The 25,223-nt window shown below is 55.0% G+C and carries 23 protein-coding genes; 16 read left to right on the forward strand and 7 right to left on the reverse strand.

Annotation, left to right across the window (positions count from 1 at the left end; genetic code table 11):
- Together ACTF5G_RS06990 and rimO are read left to right on the forward strand one after the other, a co-directional pair.
- A partial coding sequence (locus tag ACTF5G_RS06990; protein WP_438952105.1) for a 3-hydroxybutyrate dehydrogenase occupies positions 1-847 on the forward strand: 847 nt, incomplete at its 5' end.
- A 107-nt stretch (positions 848-954) separates the two neighbouring features.
- Positions 955-2,271 (forward strand): 30S ribosomal protein S12 methylthiotransferase RimO, encoded by a 1,317-nt coding sequence (gene rimO, locus ACTF5G_RS06995; RefSeq protein ID WP_438952106.1) that lies wholly within the window; start codon positions 955-957, stop codon positions 2,269-2,271.
- Between the two features lie 96 nt (positions 2,272-2,367).
- Here the strand turns inward: rimO and slyD are convergent, their stop codons facing one another.
- Entirely contained in the window at positions 2,368-2,850 is a 483-nt protein-coding gene (gene slyD, locus ACTF5G_RS07000) for a peptidylprolyl isomerase (RefSeq protein ID WP_438952107.1), read from the reverse strand.
- A gap of 470 nt (positions 2,851-3,320) precedes the next feature.
- On the opposite strand from slyD, the gene ACTF5G_RS07005 reads away from it, so the two are divergent.
- Entirely contained in the window at positions 3,321-5,471 is a 2,151-nt protein-coding gene (locus ACTF5G_RS07005; protein ID WP_438952108.1) for an adenosylcobalamin-dependent ribonucleoside-diphosphate reductase, read from the forward strand.
- 14 nt (positions 5,472-5,485) lie between these two features.
- Positions 5,486-6,193 carry a TSCPD domain-containing protein gene (locus ACTF5G_RS07010; protein ID WP_438952109.1) on the forward strand — a complete coding sequence of 236 codons (708 nt, stop codon included), beginning with the start codon at positions 5,486-5,488 and terminating at the stop codon, positions 6,191-6,193.
- A gap of 79 nt (positions 6,194-6,272) precedes the next feature.
- Here the strand turns inward: ACTF5G_RS07010 and ACTF5G_RS07015 are convergent, their stop codons facing one another.
- Both ACTF5G_RS07015 and ACTF5G_RS07020 read right to left on the reverse strand, forming a co-directional pair.
- Positions 6,273-6,791, reverse strand: a complete 519-nt coding sequence (locus ACTF5G_RS07015) for a shikimate kinase (protein WP_438952110.1) — start codon at positions 6,789-6,791, stop codon at positions 6,273-6,275.
- Between the two features lie 39 nt (positions 6,792-6,830).
- Positions 6,831-7,679, reverse strand: a complete 849-nt coding sequence (locus ACTF5G_RS07020) for a LysR substrate-binding domain-containing protein (RefSeq protein WP_438952111.1) — start codon at positions 7,677-7,679, stop codon at positions 6,831-6,833.
- Positions 7,680-7,789: 110 nt separating this feature from the next.
- Between ACTF5G_RS07020 and gcvT the strand changes: the two genes are divergently transcribed.
- The 10 genes from gcvT (at position 7,790) to nhaA (ending at position 19,148) form a co-directional block, all read left to right on the forward strand.
- Entirely contained in the window at positions 7,790-8,920 is a 1,131-nt protein-coding gene (gene gcvT, locus ACTF5G_RS07025; RefSeq protein ID WP_438952112.1) for a glycine cleavage system aminomethyltransferase GcvT, read from the forward strand.
- A gap of 113 nt (positions 8,921-9,033) precedes the next feature.
- Entirely contained in the window at positions 9,034-11,889 is a 2,856-nt protein-coding gene (gene gcvP / locus ACTF5G_RS07030; protein WP_438952113.1) for an aminomethyl-transferring glycine dehydrogenase, read from the forward strand.
- 36 nt (positions 11,890-11,925) lie between these two features.
- Positions 11,926-12,564, forward strand: a complete 639-nt coding sequence (locus tag ACTF5G_RS07035; protein ID WP_438952114.1) for a hypothetical protein — start codon at positions 11,926-11,928, stop codon at positions 12,562-12,564.
- Positions 12,565-12,571: 7 nt separating this feature from the next.
- Entirely contained in the window at positions 12,572-14,893 is a 2,322-nt protein-coding gene (locus ACTF5G_RS07040; protein ID WP_438952115.1) for a putative bifunctional diguanylate cyclase/phosphodiesterase, read from the forward strand.
- A 99-nt stretch (positions 14,894-14,992) separates the two neighbouring features.
- The gene (locus tag ACTF5G_RS07045) at positions 14,993-15,496 is read left to right on the forward strand and encodes a DUF3034 family protein (protein ID WP_438952116.1); all 504 of its coding nucleotides are present in this window, start codon (positions 14,993-14,995) and stop codon (positions 15,494-15,496) included.
- Positions 15,432-15,752 carry a DUF3034 family protein gene (locus ACTF5G_RS07050; protein WP_438952117.1) on the forward strand — a complete coding sequence of 107 codons (321 nt, stop codon included), beginning with the start codon at positions 15,432-15,434 and terminating at the stop codon, positions 15,750-15,752. Before ACTF5G_RS07045 ends, ACTF5G_RS07050 begins: the two co-directional genes overlap by 65 nt.
- Positions 15,749-16,186 (forward strand): globin domain-containing protein, encoded by a 438-nt coding sequence (locus ACTF5G_RS07055; RefSeq protein ID WP_438952118.1) that lies wholly within the window; start codon positions 15,749-15,751, stop codon positions 16,184-16,186. Before ACTF5G_RS07050 ends, ACTF5G_RS07055 begins: the two co-directional genes overlap by 4 nt.
- A 177-nt stretch (positions 16,187-16,363) precedes the next feature.
- A complete protein-coding gene (locus ACTF5G_RS07060) occupies positions 16,364-17,224 on the forward strand; it encodes a transglutaminase family protein (protein WP_438952119.1) in 861 nt (286 codons plus the stop codon).
- 33 nt (positions 17,225-17,257) lie between these two features.
- Positions 17,258-17,803: a lipocalin family protein gene (locus ACTF5G_RS07065; protein WP_438952120.1), complete on the forward strand. Its 546-nt coding sequence runs from the start codon at positions 17,258-17,260 to the stop codon at positions 17,801-17,803.
- Positions 17,804-17,933: 130 nt separating this feature from the next.
- Positions 17,934-19,148: a Na+/H+ antiporter NhaA gene (nhaA, locus tag ACTF5G_RS07070; RefSeq protein WP_438952121.1), complete on the forward strand. Its 1,215-nt coding sequence runs from the start codon at positions 17,934-17,936 to the stop codon at positions 19,146-19,148.
- On the opposite strand, the gene ACTF5G_RS07075 is transcribed toward nhaA, so the two are convergent.
- The 3 genes from ACTF5G_RS07075 to ACTF5G_RS07085 form a co-directional block, all read right to left on the reverse strand.
- A complete protein-coding gene (locus tag ACTF5G_RS07075) occupies positions 19,076-19,963 on the reverse strand; it encodes a 23S rRNA (adenine(2030)-N(6))-methyltransferase RlmJ (protein WP_438952122.1) in 888 nt (295 codons plus the stop codon). The genes nhaA and ACTF5G_RS07075 overlap by 73 nt on opposite strands.
- 75 nt (positions 19,964-20,038) lie before the next feature.
- The gene (locus tag ACTF5G_RS07080; RefSeq protein ID WP_438952123.1) at positions 20,039-20,818 is read right to left on the reverse strand and encodes an alpha/beta fold hydrolase; all 780 of its coding nucleotides are present in this window, start codon (positions 20,816-20,818) and stop codon (positions 20,039-20,041) included.
- A gap of 66 nt (positions 20,819-20,884) precedes the next feature.
- Complete coding sequence (locus ACTF5G_RS07085) at positions 20,885-22,342, reverse strand: NAD-dependent succinate-semialdehyde dehydrogenase (RefSeq protein ID WP_438952124.1); 1,458 nt, start codon at positions 22,340-22,342, stop codon at positions 20,885-20,887.
- A 213-nt stretch (positions 22,343-22,555) separates the two neighbouring features.
- On the opposite strand from ACTF5G_RS07085, the gene ACTF5G_RS07090 reads away from it, so the two are divergent.
- Positions 22,556-23,380: an SDR family NAD(P)-dependent oxidoreductase gene (locus tag ACTF5G_RS07090; protein ID WP_438952125.1), complete on the forward strand. Its 825-nt coding sequence runs from the start codon at positions 22,556-22,558 to the stop codon at positions 23,378-23,380.
- Here ACTF5G_RS07090 and ACTF5G_RS07095 read toward each other — a convergent pair.
- Positions 23,344-24,321: an AraC family transcriptional regulator gene (locus ACTF5G_RS07095; RefSeq protein ID WP_438952126.1), complete on the reverse strand. Its 978-nt coding sequence runs from the start codon at positions 24,319-24,321 to the stop codon at positions 23,344-23,346. The genes ACTF5G_RS07090 and ACTF5G_RS07095 overlap by 37 nt on opposite strands.
- Positions 24,322-24,678: 357 nt before the next feature.
- Here ACTF5G_RS07095 and ACTF5G_RS07100 point away from each other — a divergent pair.
- A partial coding sequence (locus tag ACTF5G_RS07100; protein WP_438952127.1) for a methylmalonyl-CoA mutase family protein occupies positions 24,679-25,223 on the forward strand: 545 nt, incomplete at its 3' end.

The raw sequence follows: 25,223 nt of genomic DNA on the forward strand, positions 1-25,223 counted from the left end.
AGTATCTATTGTGATTTCCCGCATCAACTGCTCGGTGCGGAAGCCGTCCAGCGAGGTAAATATTATGTTGAAGGGTAAAACGGCACTGGTGACCGGTTCCACCAGTGGGATAGGTTACGCGATGGCTGTCAAGTTGGCCGAGGCTGGGGTAAACATTGTATTGCATGGTTTGATGGACCCCTCGGAGGGGGAGGCCCTGCGGCAGGATTTCGAGGACAGTTATGGCGTACGGTGTTTTTTCAGCGATGCCGACATTTCCACTGCTGAGGGCAACGAAAAACTGGTGAGTGCGGCGCTGGAAGCCTTTCCCCAGGTGGATATTCTGGTCAACAATGCCGGTATCCAGTACATCGCGTCAGTGGAGGATTTTCCGGTTTCCAGATGGGATGCGATTATCGCCATTAATCTCAGTTCCGCCTTCCATACCACCCGACTGCTGGTACCTGGCATGCAGCACCGGGGCTGGGGTCGGATTATCAATATTGCCTCCGTTCACGGGTTGGTGGCGTCGCTGCAAAAAGCGGCCTATGTGGCGGCCAAGCACGGTATTATCGGTCTGACCAAGGTGGTGGCACTGGAGAATGCCGAAAAAGGTGTGACCGTCAATGCCATCTGCCCCGGTTGGGTCGATACCGAGCTTGTAGCTGTCCAGTTCAGAGCAGTGGCAGAGCGTGATGGTGTGGATTTCGAAGAGGGCAAACGCAGGGCGATCATTGCCAAACAGCCAATGCCCCGTGCGACCCAGCCATCGGCTCTCGGGGATCTCGCGGTGTTCCTCTGTTCTGAATCAGCGGCCACTATTACCGGTGCCAGCCTGCCGATGGATGGCGGCTGGACCGCGCAGTAATAGCCGGAACTGCAATGCCCTCTTGCCTGCCAAGCTATTCGGTGGGTCCCAGGGCTGTTACCAGGGGGGATTGCGTCAACCCCCGTTACTTTTGAGTGCTATCTGTTATGTCCGGTAAAGTTGGTTTTATCTCCCTGGGTTGCCCCAAGGCGTTGGTGGATTCCGAGCGTATCCTCACCCAATTGCGGCTGGAGGGCTATCAGGTCTCCGCCAGTTATCAGAACGCTGATGTGGTGGTGGTCAACACCTGTGGTTTTCTCGACAGTGCCAAACAGGAGTCGCTGGATGCTATCGGCGAGGCAATGGCGGAAAATGGCCGGGTGATTGTCACCGGTTGTATGGGCGGCGATGAGCAGGCCATCCGTAGGGTGCATCCCGATGTGCTGGCTGTCTCCGGTCCCCACCAATATGAAGCGGTAGTGGGTGCCGTCCATCAGCATGTGCCGCCACCTGCGGATCACAATCCCTATCTCGACCTTGTGCCGAAACAGGGTGTCAAGCTGACGCCCCGTCACTATTCCTATCTGAAGATATCCGAGGGCTGTAACCATCGCTGCAGTTTTTGCATTATTCCCTCGTTGCGTGGGGATCTGGTGAGCCGGCCAATTGGCGAGGTAATGGATGAAGCGGAACGGCTGGTGAATGCCGGGACCAGAGAGCTACTGGTGATTTCCCAGGATACCAGCGCTTACGGCGTGGACATAAAATTCCGTACCGGATTCTGGCAGGGCAAGCCGTTAAAAACCCATATGCAGCAACTCTGTGAGGCTTTGGGTGAGCTGGGTGTCTGGGTTCGATTGCATTATGTGTATCCCTATCCCCATGTGGATAACCTGATCCCGCTGATGTCCGAGGGTCGAATTCTGCCCTATCTGGATATTCCTTTTCAGCACGCTCATCCCGACGTATTGAAGGCGATGAAGCGGCCTGCCAACGAAGAAAAAGTACTGGAGCGTATCCGCCGTTGGCGGGATCAATGCCCGGATCTCACTCTGAGAAGTACCTTTATCGTGGGGTTTCCCGGCGAAACTGAACAGCAGTTTGCCTATCTGCTGGATTGGCTCAAGGAGGCGCAACTGGATCGGGTTGGCTGCTTTAAATACGAGGCGGTAGCCGGAGCGCCTGCCAACGAACTGCCCGGTGCTGTACCGGAAGTGGTCAAGCAGCAGCGTTGGGAGCGTTTCATGGAAGCACAGCAGGCAATCAGCACCGTTCGGCTGCAGGGCAAGATTGGCAAGACGCTACCCCTGCTGATTGATGAAGTGGATGAAGAGGGTGCCATCGGCCGCTCCACAGCCGACGCCCCGGAAATTGATGGCAATGTGTTTCTCAATGGCGAGCAGTCCCTGCAGCCCGGTGACCTGGTGAATGCCATGATTGAACACGCCGACGAGTACGACCTCTGGGGTGAGTTGGTCCGTTGATCGGTCTGACCCCCCGGAGAGGATAAGAATAAAAAAGGCCAGCCCATTCCGGCTGGCCTTTTTAATGTACCACTTTGATGTGGCAGGGCAATCACACTAGTGCTGGTGGCCCTCTGGACCGTGCACATGACCATGGGCCAGTTCTTCTTCGGTGGCTTCCCGTACGGTCTGGATATTCACATCAAAGGTCAAATCCTTGCCCGCCAGAGGGTGGTTGCCGTCAACTGTGACAGTTTCCTCGCTGAAGTCCCTGACGACTACGGAGACCGGACCCGAGGGAGTTTTTGCCTCAAAGCGCATCCCTGTCTGCATATTTTCCACCCCCGGGAAAGCCTTGCGAGGAACTTCCTGCACTAGGTGATCCTGGTACTCGCCATAGGCTTCGGCAGCAGGAACAGTGACTTTCATGGTGTCGCCTGTGGTCTTGCCTTCCATGGCCTTCTCGAGGCCGGGGATGATATTTTTGTGGCCGTGGACATAGGCCAGGGGCTTTGTATCAGTGGACGAATCAAGCTGAACGCCGTTCTCGTCAGTGAGGGTGTAGTGAAAAAGTACGACGGCGTTCTCTGAAATAATCATGAGGATTCCTTTTGATGGGAATGAATTTTTGGGTGAAGGGCACATTATGGGTGAACGGGTTTGCTTTGCCAAGAAACGGCATTGTGATGACAGTTGCCATTTTTTTCGACTGAACAGCAGGTGTTTGGTCATAGGATTCGCTGTCAGTCTGTCTGCCGACCCGGTTTTTTGGCGAACTGTTTTTCGGCAGCCTTTGTCCGCTGGGGCGCGGCGGGGGAGTGATCGCTTCCAGAATCAGTCCGTTGTGTTAACGTTAGCGGCCAAATACTACCTGTAGTGTTAGATCTGGAAATAGCCACTAGATATTGTATACTCAACGACAGATAAGGATTATCGCTGGTCGCTTGGGTGGCATGTGTTTATTGCCATGTTGCCAGTGAAATCAGGGGGGATTTGTCGCAGTGCCCCCGCACGAAAAGACGGTCAAAAGCCGCTCAAAGCCACACTTGTAACAAGGAAACAGTAGCCTCATGTCAATAGAAGCGCTTAAAACTGCAGATGAGCCCCATGCCATCGAAATCAGACTCCAGACTGCCTCCCAGGACATCTGGGACAAGAAGTACCGCCTCAAGGACAGGAGCGGTAATCCGGTTGATGAGACGATTGATGCCACCTACAGCCGGGTTGCCAGGGCACTTGCCGACGTAGAGGAGCCTGGCAAGCAGTCGCTCTGGTATGAGCGGTTTCTGTGGGCGTTGCGCAACGGGGCGATACCCGCCGGTCGGATTATTTCCAATGCCGGTGCACTGGCCCATAAGCCGGCCACGTCCACGATTAACTGTACAGTGTCCGGGACTGTGCAGGACTCCATGCAGGGCATTCTGGAGAAAAATCTGGAAGCGGGCCTGACATTGAAAGCCGGTTGCGGTATTGGTTACGAATTTTCCACCTTGCGCCCCAGGGGTGCTTATGTGTCAGGTGCGGGTGCCTACACTTCCGGGCCACTGTCGTTTATGGATATCTTTGACAAGATGTGTTTCACCGTGTCCTCTGCCGGTGGACGCCGCGGTGCGCAGATGGCCACCTTCGATGTGAGCCACCCGGACGTGGTGGATTTCATTCGTGCCAAGCGGGAGGATGGCCGCCTGCGACAATTCAACCTGTCGCTGCTGATCACGGAAGAGTTTATGGAGGCGGTCAAAAGTGACGGCGACTGGTCTCTGAGTTTCCCGGTGTCCCACAAAGAGGTTGAGCAGGGCACGGTCGATCTCGCCGACGATACTTTGCTGTGGAAGGAGTTTCCCACCACAGAAGGTTACATCGTCAATGAAGAAGGCTTGGTGGCCTGTCGCATTTATCGCACGGTCAAGGCGCGGCATATGTGGAACGTGATTATGAGCTCCACCTACGATTATGCCGAGCCCGGCTTTATTCTTATCGACAAGGTCAACCGGGAGAACAATAACTGGTACTGTGAAAATATCCGGGCGACCAATCCCTGTGGCGAACAGCCTCTCCCACCCTACGGTAGCTGTTTGCTGGGGTCGATCAACCTGACCCGGTTTGTGCTGGATCCGTTTACTGAAAAAGCCCGCTTTGACTGGGATAATTTTCGCGAAGTGGTCTCCGTTTTTACCCGGATGCTCGACAACGTGGTTGAAATCAACGGCTTGCCATTGGAAGGGCAGCGCAATGAGATTGTGCGAAAGCGTCGCCATGGCATGGGTTTTCTCGGTCTTGGCTCCACCATGACCATGTTGCGGGTTCCCTATGGCAGCGATGAGTCTCTGGCGCTGACTGAGCAGGTTTCTCGCGAGATGGCCCTGGCTGGCTGGCGTACGGGTCTTGAACTGGCCAAGGAAAAAGGGCCGGCTCCAATTATGGATGAAGAGTTTGAGGTGACAGCCGAGATGCTGCGCCTGCGTCCTGATATGGCGCGTGATGGCATTGTCATCGGTGACAAGCTCAAGGGCAAGGTTTTGCAGGCCCGTTACAGCCGTTATATGCAAAAAGTAGCTGAGGTCGATCCCGGTCTGGTGGACGAGATTGCCACTGTCGGTTGCCGTTTTACCCATCACTCTTCCATTGCCCCCACCGGGACTATTTCGCTGTCACTGGCGAATAATGCCAGCAATGGTATCGAGCCCAGTTTTGCCCACCACTACTCCCGCAATGTGATTCGCGAAGGCAAAAAATCCAAGGAAAAGGTGGATGTCTTTTCTTATGAGTTGCTGGCCTACCGGGAACTGATCAATGCCAATGCCCTGCCTTTCAGCGATAAGGAGGGGGAAAAACTGCCCGATTATTTTATCTCCAGTGAAGATGTCAAACCCCGACAGCATGTGGACGTTCAGGCGGCGGCCCAGAAATGGGTGGATTCCTCCATTTCAAAAACTATCAATGTTCCTACAGATTGTGATTTTGAGGATTTCAAGGACATCTATCTGTACGCCTACGAAAATGGTCTCAAGGGCTGTACCACGTTCCGTTTTAATCCCGAAGCCTTCCAGGGCGTGCTGGTAAAAGAGAAGGACCTGGAAAACACCACCTATCGCTTCACGCTGGAGGATGGCTCCACGGTGGAACTGAAAGGTAACGAGGAAGTGGAGTACGACGGCGAAACTCACAGTGCCGCCAACCTCTTCGATGCCTTGAAAGAAGGCTATTACGGCAAATTCTGACTGGAAGCATAGACATGAGTGTAAAAATTGACAAAAAAATCGTTGGCTACAAGGTGGTGACCCCTTCCAACGACGATACCATTCCCGAAACAAAGGTGGTGGCCGCGGAACTGGAGCGGGCTATTGTGCAGATGCATGAAAACCTTAGTCGACCGGAAGAGCTGCACGGTAGCACCTACAAGGTAAAAACACCGCTGTCTGACCATGCGCTCTATATCACCATCAACGATATTATCTTGAATCAGGGCACCGACCATGAGCAGCGCCGCCCGTTTGAGATTTTTATCAATTCAAAAAATATGGACCAGTTCCAGTGGGTAGTGGCGTTGACCCGGGTGATTTCTGCGGTGTTTCGCAAGGGTGGGGACTGCACGTTCCTGGCCGAGGAGTTGAAAGCCGTATTCGATCCGCAGGGTGGTTACTTCAAGCGCGGCGGAAAATTCATGCCATCACTGGTGGCCGAAATCGGCGAAGCGATCGAGTCCCATCTGACCAAGATCGGTATGATGCAAACCCCCAACCTGGGTGAGCACCAGATGGCAATTCTGGCGGAGAAGCGTGCCGAGTACGAGGCTGCGAGTAGTTATTCTGCCCCCGAGGGCAAACCGAGCAATCCCTTTCCCGAAAGTGCCCAGCTTTGCCATAAGTGCATGACCAAGGGGGTGATTCTGATGGACGGTTGTATGACCTGTCTGAACTGCGGCGATTCAAAATGTGGTTAGTAGCGTTCTTTGATGGGTGAATCTGTCCGAACGGGAACGGCCATTGCCGGGGTTATCCCCGGCTTTTTTATGCAGGGCTTTAGCGGGGCGTTCGGGACAATCCGGTGACGGCCGAACAAACCATTTGGACGACCTGCTCAACGCTCGCATCCGCACAGTGGATCGTGGCATCGGCGTATTCCCGATAGAGCGTGTCCCGCTCGGTATAAAGTGCGGCAAAGCTCTGTTCCGGGCGGCGTGCAATGCCCCGCGTTTCATAATCGTGGATGCGATGGCGAAGCGTTTCCAGAGATGTTTCAAGATAGACGATGAGGCCGTTCTGTTGCAGGTGTGACATGCCGGCCTTGCTGTAGACAGCGCTGCCCCCCGTGGCGATCACCAGGTTGTGCCCGTCAATGGCCTGTAACGCGGAAGCTTCGCACTCTCTGAGATAAAGGTAACCTTTCTCATCCATCAGTTGTTGCAGGGTTTTGCCCTCGCGAATCTGCAGTAAAATATCGGTATCGACAAAGTTTTTGCCCAGTGTCTTAGCCAGCAGCAGGCCAACGGTGCTCTTGCCGGCACCGGGCATCCCGATCAGAACAATATTGTTTTTCATGATTCTAATCCTTGTTCTGGCAGCTTCGCGCAGCCTGAGTTACAACGAGGCTTTGACGAAATCCATCAGCCGGGTGATGGCCTCACCGGATTCATTGCTCTGTTCAATCAGACTGATGCCCACTTTGCCCAATCTTGGCAGTTTTTCTGTGGGCTTCAAAATCCGTAGATTCTCCGGCACTGTGCTCCTTGCCAATACCGTAACCCCCAGCCCCTCGCTGATAGCAGACTGGATGCCGGTTAAATCAGGTATCGTGTAAACCACCCGCCAGTCGCGATGATTTTCGCGAAGCCGCTCAATGCCCCGTTTGCGGTAAATGCAGCCTTCCGGTGCCACAATCAATGGAAGCGGTATCTGTAAATGGGCGTCGTGGTCAGTGCTGGTGACCCAGACCAGTTCGTCCTCTTTGACCAGGTTGTGGCCAGCCATCACCGGGTCGTCATGCAAGGCCAGGATCAGGTCATAGCGACGGCGCTCCGGGTCGGAGAGCAGCTGTTTGCTGAGTGCACAGGTGACTTCCAGCGTGACATTCGGGTAGGCCTGGGTAAAGCGACCGACAATTTTGGGTAACAGGGTGGTGGCGAACTCGCTGGGGATGCCGAAGTGAATTTTGCCGCTCACGGAATGCTTGGTGAACTGGGCGACCGCCTCGTCATTCAGCGTCAGTATCTGTCGCGCGTAGCGAAACATCAGCTGTCCGGCCCGGCTCAGCTCCAGCTGGTGGCCGCTGCGAATCAGCAGGGTCTGCCCCAGCAATTTCTCCAGACGCTTGATCTGCAGGCTGACTGCGGGCTGGGAACGGCCGAGCCAGTCTGCCGCAGCGGTAAAACCGCCCAGTTCTATCACGGTGACAAAGGTGCGGAGCAGGTCTGTTGGCAGGTTTTTCATCACGCTTACATTAACAAATGAAATGAAATAATTTTAACTATTAATTTTACCAATTTTTTGCAGGCCGATAACATAGCCTGCATTACAGGCTTCATTCACTGGCGGAATCCATGACAACTGAACAAAACGCAGCTTTGAAAGCGACACCCCTTAAAGCCCTGCACCTGGAACTCGGTGCCCGGATGGTGCCCTTTGCCGGCTACGACATGCCGGTCCAGTACCCGGCGGGTATTATGGCTGAACACCTGCATACTCGCGCTTCTGCCGGGCTTTTTGACGTGTCGCATATGGGGCAGGTGGTGATTGGCGGGGACGGGGCAGTGGCCGCACTGGAAAGGCTGGTGCCGGTGGAACTGGAACACTTGCCCATCAATCGGCAAACCTATGCGCTCTTTACCAATGCGCAGGGCGGTATACTCGATGATCTGATGATCAGCCGCTGGGCGCAGGATCGCTTCTTTCTGGTGGTAAATGCTGCCTGCAAGGAACAGGATCTCGGTCACCTGGTTAATGCACTGCCGGGCTTTGCCATCGATTATCTGGAGGATCGCGGGCTGTTGGCCCTACAGGGACCGGCGGCGGCTGACGTGATGGCACAACTGGCACCGGAGGTTTGTAAGCTGGTGTTTATGAGCGGTTGCCGAGTCAGTCTCGCCGGTGCAGATTGTTTTGTTACCCGTTCCGGTTATACCGGAGAGGATGGCTTTGAAATTTCAGTCCCCGCAGATGCTACTGATGCACTGGCGAGAACGCTGCTGTCGTTTGATCAAGTCAAGCCCGTCGGATTGGGGGCTCGCGATTCACTGCGGTTGGAAGCCGGGCTCTGTCTGTACGGTCACGACCTGGACACCACCACCACGCCGGTTCAGGCGGGACTGCTGTGGAGTATCAGCAAGTCCCGTCGCCCGGACGGTGAAAAGGCGGGTGGCTTCCCCGGTGCCGAGGTGATTTTTAAAGAAATACAGCAGGGAGTTACTCGTCGTCGAGTGGGTTTGCAGATCGAGGGACGCGCTCCGGTGAGGGAGGGCACGGTGCTGATTGATGATGGCGGTCAGCAGGTCGGTGTGGTCACCAGCGGTGGTTTTGGCCCCACTTTGGAAGCGCCCCTGGCAATGGGCTATGTCTCGTCGGCTTATGCGGCGGCGGGTACCCAGTTGCATGCACTGGTGCGCGATAAGCCCCGCCCGGTCAGTGTGATAAAAATGCCCTTTGTTCCCCAGCGCTACTATCGTGGTCAGTAACGCGAAAAAAGTCATGTGGATTGGTGCAAACAGTCGCGCCAAAAAATAGTGGGATGCCCATCGTGCCATCCTGTTCAACCTGTCTATCAACCTCCGAACAGAGAAAGAATCCTATGAAGTCATTGGCAGAGCTTGCTGGCAATAATGAATTTATCCGTCGACACACTGGTCCTTCCGGCGAAGATCAGCAGGCCATGCTGCAAGCCCTGGGCTATACCGATATGGCGGCCTTTATAGCGGCTGTGATTCCGGACAGAATTCGTTCTTCAAAACCACTGGCCCTTGCCGATGCCTGCACGGAGCAGGAGGCACTGGCTGAGCTGCGGGCCATTGCTGGCGAAAATCAGGTTTTTCGATCATTTATTGGCCAGGGTTACTACGGTTGTTTTACCCCCAATGTGATTCTGCGAAATGTACTGGAAAATCCGGCCTGGTATACCGCCTATACCCCCTATCAACCGGAAATTTCCCAGGGTCGTCTGGAAGCCATGTTGAATTTCCAGACGCTGATTACCGATCTGACGGGTATGGATCTGGCCAGTGCTTCGCTGCTGGACGAAGGGACGGCTGCGGCAGAGGCGATGACCCTGTGTCGGCGCATGGCTAAATCAAAAAGCCGGGTTTTTTTCGTCGACCGACAGTGTCTGCCGCAGACGATTGAGGTGGTATGCACAAGGGCCGAACCCATGGATATCGAGGTGGTGATTGGTGATCCACAGGAGATTGCCAGTCAGGAATGTTTTGGCGTGCTGCTGCAATACCCCGGTGCTGATGGCAGTGTTGAGGATTTTTCCGGTGTGATTGAAACCGCTCACCAAAACAGGGCACTGGTGGTGATGGCGGCAGATATCCTCAGCTTGATGCTGTTGCAAAGCCCGGCCCGGTTGGATGCTGATGTGGCGATTGGTTCCACCCAGCGCTTCGGTGTGCCGCTCGGCTTCGGTGGTCCCCATGCGGCCTATATGGCAACCCGCGATGCTTTCAAACGTTCTCTGCCGGGTCGTTTGGTGGGTGTATCCGTGGACAGTCGCGGCAAACCGGCCTTTCGTCTGGCCCTGCAAACCCGCGAGCAGCATATTCGCCGTGAGAAAGCCACCAGCAACATTTGTACGGCCCAGGTGCTGTTGGCTGTAATGGCCAGTATGTATGCGGTTTACCATGGTCCGGAGGGATTGCGGCGCATCGCGGAACGGGTTCATTGTCTGACATCGATTCTGGCCGCTGGTCTGACCCGGTTGGGTTTTACCATCAGCAATCACAGCTTTTTTGACACGCTCACAATTGCCAGCGGATCACAGACCGCGGAGATTTACCGCAAAGCCCTAGCCGAGGGGATCAATCTGCGGGTGATCGATCAACAACATCTCGGTATCTCGCTGGACGAGACTACCACAGCGACCGACGTGGAGACCCTCTGGCAGTTATTTGATGCGAACTCTGAGCTCACCGTGGCCGACCTGGAAGTCACTGCCGGCAGTGGGCTGCCGCAAGGACTGTTGCGCACCGAGCCGGTCCTCACCCACCCGGTTTTCAACCGCTACCACTCGGAAACGGAAATGCTTCGTTATCTGCGCAAACTGGCCGATAAGGATATTGCGCTCGACCGGGCGATGATTCCGCTGGGTTCCTGCACCATGAAGTTGAATGCCACCGCCGAGATGATTCCGGTCAGCTGGCCCGAATTTGCCGGCATTCACCCCTTCGCGCCGGCGGACCAGACCGTCGGCTACCGTAAAATGATTGGTGAAGTGGAGGCCATGCTCTGTGCCGCTACCGGCTACGATGCCGTGTCACTTCAGCCCAATGCCGGTTCACAGGGCGAGTACGCCGGGCTGCTGGCGATTCGCGCTTACCACCGGAGCCGGGGCGACAGTCATCGTAACATCTGTCTGATTCCCAGCTCTGCCCACGGCACCAATCCGGCCTCGGCGCAGATGTGTGGTATGCAAGTGGTGGTCGTGGGTTGTGACGAGCGGGGCAATGTGGACCTTGCGGAGTTGCGTGACAAGGCTGCCCAATACAGTGATCAGTTGGCAGCCATTATGGTGACCTACCCCTCGACCCATGGTGTGTTCGAGGAGGGTATCACCGATATCTGCGAGATCGTTCACGAGCATGGCGGACAGGTCTATATCGACGGCGCCAATCTCAATGCCATGGTCGGGCTTTGCCAGCCCGGCCAGTTCGGGGGTGATGTCTCACACCTGAATCTGCACAAGACGTTCTGCATTCCCCATGGTGGTGGTGGACCCGGTGTGGGCCCGGTGGCAGTCAAGCAGCATCTGGCGGAATTTCTGCCGGGCCACGGCTGCTTCAAGCATGACTCCGGGGTGGGTGCCGTGTCCTCTGCCCCCTGGGGAAGCGCTAGCATCCTGCCGATTACCTGGATGTATATCAAGATGATGGGGGCGGGGGGGTTGAAGCAGGCTACGGAAGTGGCGATTCTCAATGCCAACTATGTGGCAGGGCGCCTGAAAGACGGTTACCCGATTCTCTATACCGGCAGCAATGACCGGGTAGCCCACGAGTGCATCATCGATTTAACGGCCATCAGGGAGACCTCCGGAATGACGGTTGATGATGTCGCCAAGCGGTTGATCGATTATGGTTTTCACGCGCCGACCATGTCCTTTCCGGTGGCGGGTACCATGATGATCGAGCCAACAGAGAGTGAGTCCAGGGAGGAACTGGACCGTCTCTGTGATGCCCTGTTACAAATCCGTGAGGAGATTGCTGCAGTGGAGCGCGGCGAATTCCCTGTGGATGACAACCCGCTGTGCGGCGCCCCCCATACCGCAGATGAACTGGTTGCCGACCAGTGGGTCAAAAGTTACTCTCGTGAACAGGCGGCGTATCCGCTGGCTTCACTCAGGGAAAGTAAATACTGGTCGCCGGTTGGCAGAATTGATAATGTCTATGGTGACCGGAATCTGATTTGTGCCTGTCTACCTGTATCGGAGTACATTTAGTTGCGAAATACCAGGTTGCAGAAAAAGAATAAAACGATGTCAAGAGCCTCAATGTGGGTGTTTCTCACTCTGGTAATACCCTGCTTTGCTGCCAATGCCATTGATTTGAAGTTGTCGGTTGTTGCGCTGGATGCGTTGGCGGTGGAAGATGCTGTGGTGGAATTGCTGCCCCTGGACGCTGCCATGATGGCATCCGGTAACATTCAGAATGAGATGAGTCAGCAGGACCGCACTTTTATTCCTTTTGTCTTGACGGTGCCCAAGGGGACACCGGTCAATTTCCCTAATCTCGATCGCACCCGTCACCATGTCTACTCGTTTTCTGAGCCAAAACCCTTCGAACTGAAGCTGTATGTGGGAACGCCCCAGGAGCCGGTATTGTTTGACAAGCCGGGTGTGGTGGCGCTGGGCTGCAATATTCACGACTATATGCAGGCCTTTATTTGTGTGTCAGACAGCCCTCATGCCAGGGTAACTGATGCTGACGGTCAGGTGTCATTCGGTGGTCTGCCCGCGGGTAACTACCGACTCAGAATCTGGCATCCATGGCAAACCGGTGAGCTGCTTGAAACGGAGCTGAGCCTTCCTGTTGGTGGCGATTCCCCCCAGTACCAGATAGGCATTGAACGGCAGAAAAAACCCTCGGCGCCTCCAGCCGGCTTTGGCGGACTCTAGGCGACATATGCTCAACAGTTACCGAATCCGGCTGGTAATAGCATTCGTCGTGGTGCTGATGCTGGTGCAACTGGCTACGGCTGTGTTCGTCTTGAATGCGACTCACCGGGAGCAAATGCTGCAACAGCAGCAAACGCTGGATGTCGGTATCAATGTCTTTCGCGAGGTGCTCGCCAACCGTTCTTTGCAACTGAATAATTCTCTCTCGGTGCTCAGTGCTGATTTTGGTTTCAAGCGCGCCATTGCCACGGGTGAAAGCGATACCATTTTGTCCGTACTCGAGGATCACGGCAATCGTATCGGTGCAGATGCGGCGATATTACTGTCGCCGGAAGGCCGCCTGATCAGTTCCAGTATTGCCGACTTGGGGGAAGAGGATATCGAGGTCCTGTCGGAATTGACGGCCAGTATGAACGATGGCAGTGCGGCCAGAATCCTCAGTTTTGATAACGCCAGTTACCAGTTTGTGATGCAGCCTGTAAAAGCCCCTACCCTGATCGCCTGGGTCGGCATGGGGTTCGTCATGGATAGTCAGGTGGCTCAGCAGGCCAAGGCCATTACCGGTGTCGAGGTCAGCTTTATTAACAAGGACGGTAATGGCAGGTTTGCTGTTGAGTCTACTCTCGGTACGACCTCCCAGTCTGCCCTCCTGTCGCAGCTGAGTATGTTGCCTGAATTATCAGTAGAGGCGGCTGAAGGTTTTCCGGAGCATTATCTGTCCTATGCACTGAAACTCAACGGCAAGGCTGCCGACAAGTGGGTGGTGTTGCATCTTTCGAGCCTCAGATGGGAGCAGAATTACGAACATTTGCGCAACAGTATGCTGTCGATTTTTCCCGGTACACTGGCGTTATCACTGCTGGTTGCGGCCTGGCTGTCCGGCAGCCTCACCCTCCCGGTTCATACCCTGGTGGAATTTGCCCGTTTGATTGGTCAGGGACAGAATCCGCCACCAATCAAAGGTGCCCCTGCGGAACTCGCCGTGTTGGCCGATACCCTGACAGTTATGCGCGATAACACCGAGGCTCGCGAACGGGATCTGATCTATCAATCCACCCACGACAGTCTGACCGGGCTCGCCAACCGCTTTGCCGCCAAACGCATGCTCCAGGAAGCTGGTGACAGCCTGTCGGGCACACTGGTGCTGCTGGATATCAAACACTTTCGGCACATCAATGACATGATCGGTTTTGCCAACGGAGATTCTCTGCTGGTGATGTTTGCGCGGCGACTGGAGACGATTACGCCAGCCGCGGATTTCCTGGCGAGACTTGACGGCGATGCGTTCCTGTTGCTGTACAAAAGTGGCATAACCGAGACGCTTCTTTCCCGTGCCATCGATCAACTGGAGGCACCTTTCAGTATTCAGGATTCCAATATTTCGCTGAAAATCCGTGCCGGCATGCTCTCCCTGGCCGAGTATGGAGGAACGGTTGGTGTCCTGTTGCGGCGCATTGAAATTGCCTTGATGCAAGCCTGTTTGAACGATACCCGAATTGTTGCCTATCGCTCTGGTCAAGACGAAAAGTACCAGCGCGAACTGACCATTATCAATCAACTTGAACGCGGCCTGGAGCAGGGGCAGTTTTACCTGGTTTTCCAGCCCAAAGTGGATATTCAGAGCAATGTTTGCAAGGGTGCCGAAGCCCTCATTCGATGGAATCATCCCGAGCTCGGTCCGATACGCCCCGATGAATTCATTATGCTGGCGGAGCATACCGACAACATTGATTTGATCAGCCAGTGGGTTTTGCGCCAGGCCATGGATCAGCTGGTAGCCTGGCAGAATGAAGGGCTGGGGTTGAAGCTGGCCGTCAACCTGTCTCCCCGCGATCTGGTCAATGAGGCTTTGCCGGGCCAGATTGCCCAAATGCTCGATGCGAGAGGTCTGGCATCTGAGCTACTGGCTATTGAAGTCACCGAGGGTGCTGTGATGAGGGATCCGATCACGGCAGTTGGTGTGCTGCAGAAATTCCGGGATCTCGGTTTGTCCATTGCCATTGACGACTTTGGTACGGGTCACTCCTCTCTGGCCTACCTGAAAATGTTGCCGGTGGATGAAGTCAAGATTGATCGCAGTTTTATCAAGGACATGCTCACCAATACCCATGATGCGATGATTGTTGAAACCAGCATTGCGCTGACCCATAGCCTGGGCTTCAGTGTAACAGCGGAAGGTGTTGAAGAACGGCAAACGATTGACGTTCTTCGTCAGCAAGGGTGTGATGTAGTGCAGGGTTATGTGTATTCTAGGCCACTGGAAGCCAGAGATTTTTACCATTGGTATGTAAAATTCAACCAACAGGATGGCGTTTCGCCGCCAACTTAAAATAATGATAAACAGCATGGCTGGTCCCGTTATCAGACGTATTTTTCCCCCCTATTCCTGACCATGGCCTGGAGCCTGGTTCACGCAGACAGTAGAATTGTGGCAACCGGTGGCGCCTCCAATATAGAGGGCAGTGCTGGCGGCGGTGTCGTGCCCTGGGCCGTTATTAACGGCTATGGCAGCTCCGATGAATGGGCTGTCACCGGGATGGCCACCGGCGTGTTTGTGGATGACTTTACGCTCAAGGTAATCGGGGCATCGGTAAGCTATGACAATCGGGTGGAGTTGTCCTTTGCCCGGCAGCGCCTCAAGTTGGACAGCCTTGGCGGTGACTTGCAGCAGGACGTCATCGGCCTCAAATACAAGGTTGCCGGCGAGTTGCTTTATACCACTCTGCCCCAGATCAGCGTGGGTCTACAGTACAAGGATGTCGATGACTTTTCATTGCCCTCTGCGGTAGGCGCCAGAGATGACAGTGGTGTTGATTACTACGTCGCCGCAACCAAGGTTTTTTTTGACGTACTGTGGGGGCGCAATATTGGTCAACGGCACACTGCGCGCCACCAAGGCCAATCAGGGTGGACTGCTGGGTTTTGGCAGTGAGCACAACGATCGCTATCGCTACATGAAAGAAGCCTCCGTGGCGGTATTGCTAACCGATAATCTGGCCGTGGGTATGGATTGTCGGGAAAAACCCGATGAACTCGATTTTGCCGGTGAAGACGATTGGCAGGACTTTTTTATCGGCTGGTTCATCAATAAAAACCTGTCGGTGGTTCTGGCCTATGCCGACCTGGGCAGTATTGCCGGATTTGACGATCAGAAGGGCTGGTACCTGTCCATTGAGGGTGCCCTGTGAACCGTGCATTGAGAAGACAGGCCAGGCCGGTTTTTTCCATCATCCTCGCTTTACTGCTCAGCGCCTGCAGCAGTCAGCCTGCCACCGTGTATGAGGGGTTGGGGGGTGAGCCCGGTCTGGCCGCGGTGGTGGATAACTTGCTGCAACGGATGGCAAAAGACGAGCAAATAGCCAGGCACTTTCATGATACCGATATTGCACTGTTTCGTGAGGGTTTGACGGAGCACCTCTGTGATGTGGCTGATGGCCCCTGTGAGTACGGTGGTGAGGGCATGAGGGCTACCCACAAAGGACTCAACATTACGCAGGCCGATTTTGATCGTCTGGTGCAGCTGTTGATCTATGCAATGCAGGAGGAAGGCGTACCCATTGCGGTGCGCAATGATTTGCTCAAGCGGTTGGCACCGATGTACGGGGATGTGGTTTACCAGTGAGGCGAAAAACCCCGTGTCACTGAGTTTTCCCTCTCTGCAGCATTGCCTCGCAGTCAAAAGGCGGTTGCCCTCGCCGATCAGATGACACATGCTGTAGGAGTCTGAGCTTAAAGTAAGCGGTCTGTCCGGCAAGGCAACTGTTCATGCTGAAAGGTTCACCTCAGGAAATAACGGCCCATGCGTCGATTCAGAATTACCCACAACACTTACTATAACTTTTCCGGAGCAGTGATTCTCGGTACACACTACTTGCGGTTGCGGCCCAGAGAAGGGCACACATTGCACATCGAGTCCTCTACCCTGAAGATTACCCCCCAGCCCACCCTGCGCTGGCGGCACGATGTGGAAGGTAATTCGGTGGCGATAGCCAGTTTCAGCAGCCCGGCGAGTCAGCTCTCGATTCTCAGTGACGTGATTATTCAGCAGTACAATGAAGACCCACTGGACTTTGTCGTGGAGCAGCAGGCCGTGGATTACCCGTTCTTGTTTGATGACGATGATAGGGTATTGTTGCAGCCTTATATGAAGGATCCGCTTGTCGAAGCAGATCATAAAAGACTGGCTGACTGGATGGCTGCCATCTGGCAACCGGGAGAGGCCATTCAGACCTATACCCTGATGCAGCGGATCTGCTCGCATATTTACGAGACCTTCGCTTACCGGATACGGGAAGAACCGGGGGTCCAGGCCGCGGAGCAAACCATTGCCCTCAATGCCGGTTCCTGCCGTGATTTTGCACAATTGTTCATGTCGGCGGCCCGCTACCTCGGACTGGCGGCCCGTTTTGTCAGTGGTTATCTGCATGCCCCGCCGACTATCGATAATTTCGGTGCCACCCATGCCTGGGCAGAAATCTATGTGCCGGGTGCCGGTTGGGTGGGGTTTGATCCAACCATTGGCCAGTTGGTTGGCGCTGACCACATCGCGGTCGCTGTGGCCCGGTTACCGGAATCCGTACCACCCGTTTCCGGTACGTTCTCTGGAGCGGCATCTTCCGTTCTGGATGTGGGTGTCTGGATCAACGAGTGTCACTCCTGAAGGTGTGGTCATTGATCAGGTAATGGAGCATTGATGAAAATACGACGTATGTTTGTTTGCCCATTATGGTTTTCGTTCGTGTTGGCAGGGTGTCTGGGCACTCCTGAAGGTGTCGAGCCGGTCAACGATTTTAAGGTCGATACCTATCTCGGCACCTGGTATGAAATTGCACGGCTGGATCACTCATTTGAGCGGGGCCTAAGCCGTGTGACAGCGGAATACAGTCGGCTTGAAGACGGTGGCATACGAGTCATCAACCGGGGTTTTTCGGAGCAGAATGCTGAGTGGAAATCTGCTGAGGGACGTGCCTATTTCGTCAGTGATGATAATACCGGTCACCTGAAAGTTTCTTTTTTTGGCCCCTTTTACAGCAGTTATGTGGTGTTTGGTCTGGATCAAGAACAGTATCAGTACGCTTTTGTGTCGGGTTTCAATCGCTCCTATTTGTGGTTGCTGGCCCGTACCCCGACCGTGGACAAGCAGCTGATTCAGCGGTTTGAAGAGCGTGCCGGGGAGCTGGGTTTTGATACCGACCAGCTAATTTATGTGTCCCAGCAGCCCACGCCGGCAACACAGTGATGGGTGCGCTGATGATTTTGAGAGACTATTCTTCTGATGGGACGGGCCTATAGCGACAAGATTTCTTAAATTTGCAGAGGTGTTACGTATTCTCTGTTTCAATTGATGGGAGAGCAGGCCAAAAGCTGTTATGAGCAATCAATTCGAATCGCGTATCAGCCGATTTTTCAGACTTGAGTCGGCGGTCGGCATTGTGATGATGCTGGCTGCCATAGCGGCCCTGATCTGTGCCAACTCGCCAGTGCTGGCCTACTATGGACTGCTACTGGATACCCCGGTAGCTGTGATGATCGGCGAGTTTGTGGTGGCCAAACCGCTGCTGATGTGGATCAACGATGGGTTGATGGCTGTTTTCTTCTTCCTTATCGGGCTGGAGCTTAAGCGCGAGCTGATCGAGGGGGAGTTGTCTGAGAAACGAAAAATCATCCTGCCCGGGGTGGGGGCTCTGGGGGGTATGCTGGTTCCGGCGATGATCTATCTGAGCTTCAACAGTGGTGACGGTCTTGCCAGCCAGGGCTGGGCTATCCCGGCCGCTACCGATATTGCCTTTGCGCTGGGTGTCCTGTCGTTGTTGGGTTCCAGAGTGCCGGTATCCCTGAAGGTTTTCCTGACCTCGTTGGCGGTTTTTGATGATATCGGGGCCATTATCATCATTGCCATCTTTTATACGGCGAATATTTCTCTGGCGGCATTATTGCTGGTCTGCGCCTGTCTGCCGGTGCTGGCGTTATTGAATCGCTACAACGTGGAGTCCAAAAGTCTCTATATCGCAGTGGGTACGATCATGTGGCTCGCCATGTTGAAGTCCGGTGTTCACGCCACTCTGGCGGGTGTCATTATGGCCATGTTCATTCCTCTCCGGACGGACAATCCGGGTGTTTCGCCGCTTAAAATCATGGAGCGCGACCTGCAGGCGCTGGTGGCTTTTTTTGTGTTGCCGGTGTTTGCCTTTGCCAACGCCGGTATCAGTTTTACCGGTCTCGGTGTGGATCAGGTTTTCCATCCGGTACCGCTGGGTATTGCGCTGGGATTATTCGTCGGCAAGCAGGTGGGTGTCTTCGGCTGCTGCTGGATTGCCATAAAGCTGGGTGTGGCAACGCGGCCAAAGGATATGTCCTGGGGTAGGTTGTACGGCATTGCGGCACTGTGCGGCATTGGTTTTACCATGAGCCTGTTTATCAGTTCTCTGGCTTTCGAGGGTTCTGATATCAAGCTGATTTTTGATGACCGTTTGGGCATCCTGGCCGGTTCGGTCATGTCAGGTGTCATCGGTTATCTGGTATTGCGGCGCTGTCTCGGCAGCGGTGGCGAGGCATCTTCGCCCGCCAATACCTCAAGCCGGTAAGTCCCGGTCTGTGGCGCCATTTTTTCCACCAGCTTTGGCAGCAATTTTTGCATCTTCTCGAACAGTGTCCAGGGTGGATTGATCACGATCATGCCCGCCGCTGTCATGCCGCGCTCGGTGGTGTCCGGCTGCAGGCCCAATTCAAAAAGCTGCATCCGTTTGATTCCGGCGCCGATCAGCTGGCGTTCCATACGCTTGATGCGCTCCCGGTCCACCACCGGATACCAGAGTGCATAGATGCCGGTGGCAAATTTATGGTGGGCCTTGATCAGCTGTTCGATCACCCGCTCATAATCGGATTTGATTTCATAGGAGGGGTCGATCAACACTAGTCCGCGTTTCGAGACAGGTGGTAACAGCCCCATCATACCCTGTAGACCATCCTCTCCCGATAGCCGCATTCGGGGGTCCCCGGCCATCAGTTTATGCAGTGCGGCATAGTCTGTGGGGTGAATCTCGAATAACCAGCCTCGATCCCGGCTGCGCAGGTAGTGTTTCGCAATGGCCGGTGAGCCGGGGTAACGGGACAGCACAGGCCGTTTGCCAATAGCCTTTCCGTCCGGGTAAAGCAGAGAAAAATACGGTTGTAGCTCGGGAAAGTCTTCTGCCACCAGACGACCTATGCCGGCGGCATATTCGGCTGTTTTGTTGGCCTGTTCGGAGTTGAGCTTATACCAGCCAGCTCCAGCATGGCTATCAATGTAGTCGAAGGGTTTGTCTTTAAGGGTTACGTATTCCAGTAGTTCAACCAGGATGATATGTTTCAGCACATCGGCAAAATTGCCAGCGTGAAAGCCGTGTCGGTAGCTCAACATGGTTTTTTCCGGAAGTGTATAACGGGTTCAGGGGGCCAATATTCCGTTGGCTGGTATGCCGTCCGGTCTGTTGGGTCAGGTTTTGGTTGCCTCAGCCAGAAAGTCCACCACGATTCGATTGAACGTATCGGGTTTCTCTGCGTGCAACCAGTGGCCGGTATTATCCATTACCTTGAGTTGGGCGTGGGGAAATAATCGCAGGATTTCAGCCCGGTGTTTTTCCTGAATGTAAGCAGAATCTGCTCCCTTGATGAACAGCGTTGGACCCGGGAAGGGTGCTCCGGTGGGTGCCAGGGTCAGGGTTTCGTCATAGTTGGCGAGAATGCCATCCAGATACAGCAGCAGATCATAGTGTCCATCCTCAGCCCGGTGCAGATTTTTCAGCAGAAAGGCACGCACGCCTGGATCACTGACATGCTGTGCCAATAGCCGGTCGGCCTGCTGACGACTACCCGGCCTGGCCTCGGCCAGTGCACTGAGCCCTGCCAGCACCCCGCCGTGGCGGTCCGGCCGGTAGGCTACCGGGGCAATGTCTGCGGCGATCAGGCTGGCAACCCGGTCCGGCTGGTTCAATGCCACCTGCATGGCCACCTTGCCACCCATTGAGTGGCCCAGCAGATGCGCTTTGTGGAGCGCCAGATCATCCAGCAGTTCCACAATATCCGCTGCCATGGCGGGATAATCCATGGTCATGCTGTGGGGGGATTCGCCATGGTTGCGCATATCGACGGCAATCACCTGATACTGATCCGCCAAAGCCCGGCCGATTACCCCGAGGTTGCTCAGTGAACCGAACATGCCGTGCATCAGTACCACCGATTGCCCGCTGCCCTGAGTGATATAGTTCAGTTTCATGAACAGGATCTCCCGGCAATCGGTACCGGTTTCCGTGAGGTTGTTGGTTCATATTGCGGACTCCCGTTAAGCATCGATGCCCCCCATACAGAGGTACTTCAGTTCCAGATAGTCATCGAGGCCATAGCGGGAACCCTCCCGCCCCTGACCGGAGTGCTTGATTCCCCCAAATGGTGCCATTTCATTTGATACCAGGCCCTCGTTGATCCCGACAATGCCGTACTCCAGCTGCTCGGCCACTCGCCAGATACGGCTCAGATCCCGTGAATAGAAATAGGCTGCGAGACCAAATTCCGTATCATTGGCGAGCCGAATTGCCTCGGCTTCGGTATCGAATCTGAATAGTGGTGCCACCGGCCCGAAAATTTCTTCTGCAAACAGACGCATGTCCGGTGTGGCATTGCCCAGTACAGTGGGCTGGATAAAATTGCCGGTTCCCCGGCCGCCACCGGTCAGCACAGTGGCGCCTTTGCAAATGGCATCCTCGATCAGGTCGTATACGCCATCGGCGGCCTGATCGCTGATCAGCGGGCCGATATTGACCCCGTCTCCCATGCCGCAGCCCATGTTCAGCTCGGTCACTGCTCGGGTAAATTTTTCCGCAAAACGATCATAAATGCCTGACTGAACCAGCAACCGGTTGGCGCAGATGCAGGTTTGCCCGGCATTGCGATACTTGGCGGCCAGCGCACCTGCCACGGCCGCATCGATATCAGCATCGTCAAACACAATGAACGGGGCGTTGCCACCCAGTTCCATGGAGGTGCGTTTGATGGTATCTGCGCAGGCCGCCATCAGTTGTTTGCCCACCGCCGTAGACCCGGTGAAGGTGAGTTTTCGTACCAGCGGGTTGCGGGTGAGTTCTGCGCCAATAGTTTTACTATCACCTGCAGCGATATTGATTAGCCCCGCCGGCGCTCCGGCGCGTTCGGCCAGTGCCACCAATGCCAGCGCCGACAGGGGGGTGGCACTGGCGGGTTTGCACACCACGGTACAGCCAGCGGCCAGGGCCGGGGCAATTTTCCGAGCCAGCATGGCGTTGGGGAAGTTCCAGGGGGTAATACAGGCCACCACACCGACTGGCTGCTTTAATACCATCAGTCGTTTGTCGTTGGCGGGTGCCGGAATCAGATCGCCGTACAGGCGTTTTGCCTCTTCGGCAAACCACTCGAAATAGCTGGCCCCATAGAGAATTTCGCCGCGGGCTTCGGCGAGGGGTTTACCCTGCTCGGCGGTGAGGATTCTGGCCAGGTCCTCCTGGTGCTCGATGATCAGGTTGTACCAGTCGCGCAGCAGGGTTGCCCGCTGTTTTGCCGTTGTCGCCGCCCAGCCTGGCTGTGCACGGTTGGCGGCTTCGATCATGCGGCGGGTTTCATCGGTGCCACAGCTGGCCACCTCGGCCAGTGGGGAATCGTCGACGGGATTGGTCACAGTCAGGGTCTTGCCGTTGTCGGCGGACACCCAGTGCCCGTCGATATAGGCCTGGCATTTCAGCAGAGAAGCATCATTGAGTTGTAGTGTCATAGACGAAACCTGTTTGGATCAGCAGTGCCGGTGCGATCTGAGTTGTAGTCCGCAGGGTGAATCGCTATGCTTTTTCCGGCAACTTATTGGACAGTGTAGACGTGCGTTCAGAGTACTGTGTAACGCCAGTGCCCGTAAAGAGAGAGGGCGCGGTACACTGTCGCGGGTCAGCTGGTTTTGTCGATCAGCGTTAATTGAAGTGGAAGCACAACCATGAAGAAGTTGGCAGGAAAGGTGGCGCTGGTGAGTGGTGCCGGTCGCGGCATAGGTCGTGAAATAGCGTTGAAGCTGGCCAGTGAAGGTGCGCGATTGGTAATCAATGATCTGGATGCCGAGCTGCTTGAAAAGCTGGTCAGTGACATTCAGAGATTGGGCTCCGACGCGGTGGTTTGTCCCGGCAGCGTCACCGCCGAAGATTTTGGGATGCGGTTTGTGAAAACAGCGGTGGATGCGTTTGATGGCCTGGACATCATCATCAACAATGCCGGGTACACTTGGGATAATGTAATTCAGAAAATGGACGATGAGCAGTGGTATGCGATGCTGGATGTACATATGACGGCCCCCTACCGCATCCTCAAGGCGGCTCAGCCTTTTATAAAGAACTATCACACCCTGGAGATGGAGGGGGGCGAGCAGGTTTACCGCAAGGTGGTGAATGTGTCGTCGATATCCGGCTTGGGTGGCAATGCCGGGCAGCTGGCCTACTCGGCGGCCAAGGCGGGCGTGGTCGGCATGACCAAAACCCTCTGCAAGGAGTGGGGGCGCTACAACGTAAATGTCAATGCGGTGGCCTTCGGGTTTATCGAAACCCGGCTCACCAGCCCGGCCAGCGAGAGCCCGACCATTAATATCGCGGGCAAAGAAATCCGGGTCGGTGTCAGTGATCAGATGACATCCCTGCTCAAGACCCTGATTCCCCTGCAGCGCACCGGTACCGCAAAAGAGGCTGCCGATGCGGTGTACCTGTTCTGCATACCGGAATCCAATTACATCAGCGGTCAAACCCTCGTGGTGGGTGGTGGACTGGAAATCTGATCGGGTGGGTTGCCCCGATGGTATTTGCAGTAATTTCTCGGACTCAGGCCGGTCCACTGCTTGAAGGCCCGGGTGAAAGAGCGGGGCTCTTCAAAACCGACCAGTTCCGACACCTCGTCCACAGATAATCTTTTGTTCACCAGCTTGTCGATCGCTATTTCCCGGCGAATATTGTCCTTGATTTTCTGATAGCTGGTGCCTTCCTGTAACAACTTTCGGTAGAGGGTAAGTGGGCTGATGCGCAGTTGTTCCGCCAGGGCCTCCGCTTTCGGAAAAGTGGGGCGTCCGTGACTGTTTTTCAGGAAAATCCGCTCTATCTGTGCCTCAAGGCTGTTGTCTTCGCCCGGGATCGTCATGATATCGGCGGGGTGAACGGCGAGAAACGCATCCAGTTCACGGCTGGTCCGAACCAGCGGTTTGTCCAGATACTGCGCATCAAAATAAAGACTGTTGCTGGACTGCTCAAACAACAGCTGACCCGGAAACATCACACGCAGCTCGCTTGTATGGTCAGGTGCGGAGTGAACAAAATGGGTTTCGCGGAGACGGATGGCTTCGCCGATATACCAGCTTGAAAAGCGGTGCCAGATCACCATCTGGAACTCGGTCATGAAATGCCCGATATCCAGCTCGGGTTGTTGCAGAGCAACACTGAAACGCGCCGAGCTGTCCTGAACATCGAGCGTCATGACCATGGCGTCGGTGATCAGGTTATAAAATGCGATCACTTTCTCCAGCAGCTCCCCCAGCGTGCGGCAGTGCCTGACCAGATCGCAGGCGGTGGCAAAAATGCCGTATTTGCAGGCCTGTGAAGTGAACCCCATGAACTCGTCATCAAGGGCCTGTTGTACCAGGCGAAACAGGCGGGCCACTTGGTCGGTGTGTACCCGGTCCTGTGAATTCTGCACGCTGGCGGGGTTGATCCCTGCCCTTGCCAGCAATACCTGTTCATTTTGACGGCGTTCAAGAATGCCGTGCAGGCAGGTTACAACATGGTGGTGGGAGATGGTGGCGATAGTGGATGCCCTGCTATGAAATGTGAGTTTGTATATTATTGTAACTATGAAATGGTTTTAAAGGACAATTATTTGAAATAATCAGTGAGTTTTGGCGAATAAATTTGTCCTTGTTTCAGCTGGACTGCTCCGCCATAGTGCGAGCACATTGCAGATCCCGTTTTTGCCCGCCGTTGATGGTGACCCAAGGGTAACGCCAGCCGTATATACCCGCTATATTGATAGAACAGGTAACAGCAGGGCGCAATTTGCGCGGGATTGAGTTGACAGAGGTAGTGTTCGATGAGCGATAGCACCAAACCTTCATACCATGACTGGGCGGCTCTTGCAGCCAAGGAAACCAAGGGTAAAACAGCCGAGGATCTTGTCTGGAACACCCCTGAGGGTATTGCGGTTAAACCTCTCTACACGGCCGAGGACCTGACCGGTCTTGAGCATCTGGACAATCTGCCGGGGTTTTCACCGTTTAAACGGGGCCCCAAGGCGACCATGTATGCCGGGCGTCCATGGACCGTTCGGCAGTACGCCGGATTCTCCACGGCGGAAGCCTCGAATGCCTTTTATCGCCGGAATCTGGCGGCCGGACAACAGGGGCTGTCAGTGGCGTTTGATCTGCCCACCCACCGCGGTTACGACTCCGACCATGAGCGGGTTGTGGGGGATGTGGGCAAGGCCGGGGTCGCCATCGATTCGGTTGAGGACATGAAAGTGCTGTTCGACAGTATTCCGCTCGATAAGGTCTCGGTATCCATGACCATGAACGGTGCGGTGCTGCCGGTCATGGCCAATTATATTGTCGCTGCCGAGGAGCAGGGAGTGACCCCGGA

Origin of the sequence: Porticoccus sp., assembly GCF_965660005.1 — a bacterium.
Lineage (GTDB): Bacteria > Pseudomonadota > Gammaproteobacteria > Pseudomonadales > Porticoccaceae > Porticoccus.

What these genes read in the sequence shown, in the direction of transcription:
- ACTF5G_RS07040 (WP_438952115.1), top strand. Translation starts at nt 12,572, where the DNA reads ATGCTCAACAGTTACCGAATCCGGCTGGTAATAGCATTCGTCGTGGTG.
- ACTF5G_RS07060 (WP_438952119.1), top strand. Translation starts at nt 16,364, where the DNA reads ATGCGTCGATTCAGAATTACCCACAACACTTACTATAACTTTTCCGGA.
- ACTF5G_RS07015 (WP_438952110.1), bottom strand. Translation starts at nt 6,791, where the DNA reads ATGAAAAACAATATTGTTCTGATCGGGATGCCCGGTGCCGGCAAGAGC.
- ACTF5G_RS07075 (WP_438952122.1), bottom strand. Translation starts at nt 19,963, where the DNA reads ATGTTGAGCTACCGACACGGCTTTCACGCTGGCAATTTTGCCGATGTG.
- ACTF5G_RS07020 (WP_438952111.1), bottom strand. Translation starts at nt 7,679, where the DNA reads ATGAAAAACCTGCCAACAGACCTGCTCCGCACCTTTGTCACCGTGATA.
- rimO (WP_438952106.1), top strand. Translation starts at nt 955, where the DNA reads ATGTCCGGTAAAGTTGGTTTTATCTCCCTGGGTTGCCCCAAGGCGTTG.
- ACTF5G_RS07080 (WP_438952123.1), bottom strand. Translation starts at nt 20,818, where the DNA reads ATGAAACTGAACTATATCACTCAGGGCAGCGGGCAATCGGTGGTACTG.
- slyD (WP_438952107.1), bottom strand. Translation starts at nt 2,850, where the DNA reads ATGATTATTTCAGAGAACGCCGTCGTACTTTTTCACTACACCCTCACT.
- ACTF5G_RS07010 (WP_438952109.1), top strand. Translation starts at nt 5,486, where the DNA reads ATGAGTGTAAAAATTGACAAAAAAATCGTTGGCTACAAGGTGGTGACC.
- nhaA (WP_438952121.1), top strand. Translation starts at nt 17,934, where the DNA reads ATGAGCAATCAATTCGAATCGCGTATCAGCCGATTTTTCAGACTTGAG.
- ACTF5G_RS07005 (WP_438952108.1), top strand. Translation starts at nt 3,321, where the DNA reads ATGTCAATAGAAGCGCTTAAAACTGCAGATGAGCCCCATGCCATCGAA.
- gcvT (WP_438952112.1), top strand. Translation starts at nt 7,790, where the DNA reads ATGACAACTGAACAAAACGCAGCTTTGAAAGCGACACCCCTTAAAGCC.
- ACTF5G_RS07035 (WP_438952114.1), top strand. Translation starts at nt 11,926, where the DNA reads ATGTCAAGAGCCTCAATGTGGGTGTTTCTCACTCTGGTAATACCCTGC.
- ACTF5G_RS07085 (WP_438952124.1), bottom strand. Translation starts at nt 22,342, where the DNA reads ATGACACTACAACTCAATGATGCTTCTCTGCTGAAATGCCAGGCCTAT.
- ACTF5G_RS07065 (WP_438952120.1), top strand. Translation starts at nt 17,258, where the DNA reads ATGAAAATACGACGTATGTTTGTTTGCCCATTATGGTTTTCGTTCGTG.
- gcvP (WP_438952113.1), top strand. Translation starts at nt 9,034, where the DNA reads ATGAAGTCATTGGCAGAGCTTGCTGGCAATAATGAATTTATCCGTCGA.
- ACTF5G_RS07090 (WP_438952125.1), top strand. Translation starts at nt 22,556, where the DNA reads ATGAAGAAGTTGGCAGGAAAGGTGGCGCTGGTGAGTGGTGCCGGTCGC.